This window comes from Chromohalobacter sp. 48-RD10 (genome assembly GCF_029889785.1).
In the GTDB taxonomy this organism is placed as follows: Bacteria; Pseudomonadota; Gammaproteobacteria; order Pseudomonadales; family Halomonadaceae; genus Chromohalobacter.
Map to the genome: position 1 here is coordinate 1 of NZ_JARANX010000056.1, position 4,505 is coordinate 4,505.

A 4,505-nucleotide genomic window follows, 5' to 3' on the forward strand; every position below is an offset into this window, starting at 1 on the left:
GTGTTTTTTAGTGGCATGAAAGAGCTTTTGGAGAATTGGACAGACTTTTCTCCATATAATTCTGATAAAGGGGGCGACGCGTTCTTCAATAGTTTTTTGCATGAGTATCAGTGTGAGTGAGAAGCCAAATAATTTTGCCATGTTCATGACGAGCGTTGAGAAATAAAAAATATAAAAGTATTGAGACTTTTCTTGGTAGCTTATGTCGAGTGCAGTCATGATCTCATTGGCCATGGCAACTTTGAAGGCATTGATGATGACGTACAGGTTGACAAAAAATCTTGATACTTCGTTATCGATGGTTTTATCGATAGAGCGATTTTCGGCATAAGTTACAAATGAGGAAAAATCGATTTCGCTGCTGAGAAATGTAAATAGATCATGAGCACTCAGAATCATGGAAAGGAGTAGATTTAGCCAAAATGCCGTTACGATTATGGAAATAATCGAGATGGCATGGTGTGATACGGTTTCCGTGGCATTATCCTCAACGGTTTCCTTGATAGTGCCGAAGTTGGTGAATCGCACGAAAAGGCATGCAATGCCTACTATGATTAGAATTGACCAAAAGCCATGTGACAAAGATATGCCTTTCAATACTACAATAAATGCAAGGGATAAGAATGCGGCTATAATGATAGAAAAAGCAATTTGTGCCCATGGTTTATCTTGTGAAAGATAAGAGGTGAAGAAGGATTGTTTTTTGAAATAAACACGCAGTGCTTTTTGACTACCTATTCGCAAGTCGAGTACCGAGTGAAATATCAAATAGCTCGTAATGATAAAAAGAAATAGGGCTATCATGTCGCTGATACCAAAGAATAGCATGTGACATGCAGTCAAAATTCCCATGGATGCAGCGATAAAAAGCAGAGGGATGGCGTTCCGTAGTGTATTGGACAACGTGGCATCGTGTTTTGAAGAGTTATCATTCATAAGCATTACATCACAAGTGTATGAAGTGTCAATATGTGGTCTGATACAATTGATCGGCTGATGGCCTGAAAACTTTAGGCCTGGGATGGCTGCTATGTTTGTAGGCGCCCCTCACGGCTTTTTTACTGAAATAGGTGCGAGATAAAAAGTAAAGTCATGAAAGTAGGCATCATCTCAAAAGAAGATTACCGCAAGCGTACTATCGCTATAGCGAAAGGTGAATATAAGCCAAAAAAGGGTGGAAAAGTTATGCTGAAAGTCAAGGCAAAAGATTTCAGTGTTCAATTCGGGAATAATTACAGCCATCCGGTAAATTGTGAACATTTCTTGGTAGTTTGATGCTGACACTCTCCTGTGCCCCATTAAAGGGGAGGGGGTAGAGATAGCCTAATCTCTAAAGCGCGTACGCATGCTATATTGGTATCTGTGAGACCCCGGATAAATCTATAAAAACTCTTTGGTGCCAGAAAGAATATAATTAATAATTATTTATAATCCGGGGTTTGGTGCTTAAATAAATATATACAATTTTATATATCGCCCTCTATATCATCATTGATATCTTTGAATATTTCATCACGCTCTGCCTGGTATTTCTTTCGAAGAAAAGCTACTTGGAGGACTGAGGGCATCGTAACTCTATAGGCAGGACCAGCAATATCTACTATAGTCCATGCACCCGTCAGCGCCCAGCCAACAGGGCCGGTTAAAATAGATGCAGTTCTCATAAGAGCTGCGTTTCCTGCAAGAGCAACTCCTCGTCCCAAAGCGGCACGACTTACTGCGTTGGCAACAATAACTGTCAACTGAAAGGACTTAAAACCTCCAGCCTTGAATGCCATTTGAACTGCAGTAGTGAGTACTGCTGGAGTCAGTCTTTTTAAATTGGTTATTCCAAGAGTTTTCGCAAATTCTGCACGCTCTGATTCTGACATCTTTTCCACTGCATCATCAAGAATTTTGATGAGAAGGTTGTTTTCTATCTCTATTATGTTATCTTTTTTATCATGCTTTATCGCCATCTTGTCACAGACATCCGTCAGTATTTCTCGGTACTGTACTCCTTTTCCTCCTCTTATCAGTGTCGTTACACTGTTTGCGCCGAAGCATTGAAGTTCGGCAGCTATTAAAAACCAGTACTTAGCGTGATCTGGATAGTTTTCTTTATAAATTGCAGTCTTAGTAATCCTTTCTGTCCAGAGTGGGGTGCCACCTTTGTCTTTTGTAAGACATTCTACTAAATTATTCAGGTCTTCGCTGGTAAGTTCTTTTAAAAATTTTAAGTCTACATCTTCGCGATACTCCATTTTTGATTCCTTTTTTATTTTCTGTTTTTGAGCATAGCTGAAATAATAACGGCTGTCTTGGTGGCAGCCCATTTTATGTTGTCGGGATTAGTAATAATTTTCTTTACCTGGTCTCCAACGCCTGTAGCTATATCTTTTATATAGTCAGCTAGCGAAGAAAGAATAGATTCCTCTGCTTTTTCTTGATAATCTTCCTTGTCGTCATTGGACTGGAAGTTTTGTTCGTCCTCGTTGATGTTGAGTGCTATTGCCGCTCGCTTCTTCTTGGGAAGGCGCTCTAGTATAAAGCTAAGGAGCTTTTGCAAGTTATATGGCCTCGACAAAACTTCGCCATTCAGTATGCATCCAGCCGAGTAGTAGATGGGATCTACCTCCAGTCCTGTATCGCCTTTTATGCGGTCTTTGACTGACTGATGAAGCTCATCCAATCGTTCTAAAAGTTTGGGTTCTGGCTTGTCTTCTTCTTTATTCCAGTAATAACCCTTCATAGCTTGGTCGGCTTGGTTGAGGCCTATTAGAAGGCGATCTCGGTCGTCATGAGCCAAGTTGGGCAGGATAACATCCTTGGTTAGAGCAAAAGCGGAGCTGAAGTCTCGGTTGCCAGCATCCAAGATCAAAAATACTAGGTCGATTAACGGTTGACCATGCTCGTCCTTCCTGTGCAGGAGTTCGATGATTTTGTCTCGGTGCTCTTTGTCTCTCTCTGGGCTGTCGCCTAGCCCTGGTGTATCCCAAATGATTAGGTTGTTTAGTTCATGAGCACTGACATCTATGGTCTCGGGGTTGGGAGTTTGGCCGACTGTGGCATTACTTTCCAGCTCCTGACTTTGGAACAAGGCGCTGATAGTCGAACTTTTCCCTACGCCGGTCCCACCAACTAAGAGCACATTGATCTTGGTTGCACGGATACGGTCACGAATTTTGCGTAATTCTTCCGAGCTGAGTTCTGAAAGAGGATCGTGTGTCATTTGATATTCCTATTTAGTTAATAGTGATTGAACTTTTCAGGCTTTACCTGCATGTGCTAAGTGGGTTGCTCATATTTAATCGTGTGCTTTGTTTAAAAGCCATCTAGTAGACGGCGTTGCACATCACAGGAAAATTAAACGAGGAAGCCCCTCACGCGTTAGAGAAAGCTAGCTGTTGGCGCGTCCCTGATGCTGGTGGGCGGGGCGGTGAGGGAAAGCGGGTTGGAGTTGATAACGGCCATACTATGTCCCTGAGCGTGGGGTGTGCGTGTGTCGTCTTTCACGAGGTATCGGCATGCACGAAAGAAACTTTAGGGATTCGCGATAAATTTTTAGGTGATGAAACAAGCCTGAATCCCGGCGGTCTGGAGCCGGGTCTTGGCTCGTTTCATAGCATGCCTGAGCGTTTTACTGCGCAAGGTAGCCGTTAGCTTGCAGATAGCGGATGACCTGCTCGGCCGCTTCGTGCGGTTGGAGGCCGTCATTCACGATACGTAGCTCAGGCGCTTCAGGTGGCTCGTAGGGCGAGTCGATGCCGGTGAAGTGCTTGATCTCACCGTTACGTGCTCGGTGATACAGTCCCTTGGGATCGCGCTGCTCGCAGGTGGCGAGCGGCGTGTCGATGAAAACCTCAATGAAGTTACCTTCTTCCATCAGCTCACGCACGTTGTTCCGGTCGACACGAAAAGGAGAGATGAATGCGGCCAGCGTGATGATTCCCGCATCGACGAACAACCGTGATAGCTCGCCAATGCGGCGAATGTTCTCGACCCTGTCCGCGTCGGAGAATCCCAGATCCCCATTCAAACCATGGCGCACGTTGTCACCATCGAGTAGATACGTGCGCTTACCCAACGCATACAGCTTTTCCTCCACTAGACCGGCAATGGTGGATTTGCCTGAACCGCTCAGTCCCGTGAACCACAACAGGCACGTCCGGTGGCCGTTGAGTTGTTCGCGGTGTGAACGGTTTATGCGGTGCGCGTGGCGGATGATGTTTCTAGGCATAAGTGTCTTCCTGCGCCTCCCAAGGTAAAAGGGGTTATAACCCCAACTTAATTATCTGTTTGACATTGATCGCACTGGTGATCTCTGAAGGACACCATAAATAATTGAACGACGTAGTCCTACTGGCTGGGCTTTGATATTCATGCGTCTGCTCCCGGATGAATTACTGGAGACGATCCTTGGCTGTCAATAGAGGATAAGTTCTCGAACTGATTCCATCATCCGGGAACCAATAGATATGCAAAGGTGTACTAACTTATAAAATAATTAATAATAGCCATACTTG

At 44.2% G+C, this 4,505-nt stretch carries 5 protein-coding genes; 1 reads left to right on the forward strand and 4 read right to left on the reverse strand.

All coding sequences use genetic code 11. The features are described 5' to 3' along the window. A partial coding sequence (locus OP496_RS16630; protein WP_280564912.1) for a hypothetical protein occupies positions 1-936 on the reverse strand: 936 nt, incomplete at its 3' end. A 156-nt stretch (positions 937-1,092) separates the two neighbouring features. Between OP496_RS16630 and OP496_RS16635 the strand changes: the two genes are divergently transcribed. Beyond that, positions 1,093-1,275: a hypothetical protein gene (locus OP496_RS16635; protein ID WP_280564913.1), complete on the forward strand. Its 183-nt coding sequence runs from the start codon at positions 1,093-1,095 to the stop codon at positions 1,273-1,275. A 191-nt stretch (positions 1,276-1,466) separates the two neighbouring features. Here OP496_RS16635 and OP496_RS16640 read toward each other — a convergent pair whose 3' ends face one another. The 3 genes from OP496_RS16640 to cysC all read right to left on the reverse strand — a co-directional run bounded on the left by OP496_RS16640 (position 1,467) and on the right by cysC (position 4,219). Then, the gene (locus OP496_RS16640; RefSeq protein ID WP_280564915.1) at positions 1,467-2,243 is read right to left on the reverse strand and encodes a DUF3944 domain-containing protein; all 777 of its coding nucleotides are present in this window, start codon (positions 2,241-2,243) and stop codon (positions 1,467-1,469) included. A 14-nt stretch (positions 2,244-2,257) separates the two neighbouring features. Next, on the reverse strand, positions 2,258-3,211 hold the full coding sequence (locus tag OP496_RS16645) for a GTPase (RefSeq protein WP_280564917.1): 954 nt from the start codon (positions 3,209-3,211) through the stop codon (positions 2,258-2,260). A gap of 408 nt (positions 3,212-3,619) precedes the next feature. After that, the gene (gene cysC / locus OP496_RS16650; RefSeq protein WP_280564918.1) at positions 3,620-4,219 is read right to left on the reverse strand and encodes an adenylyl-sulfate kinase; all 600 of its coding nucleotides are present in this window, start codon (positions 4,217-4,219) and stop codon (positions 3,620-3,622) included. Positions 4,220-4,505: the final 286 nt, after the last annotated feature.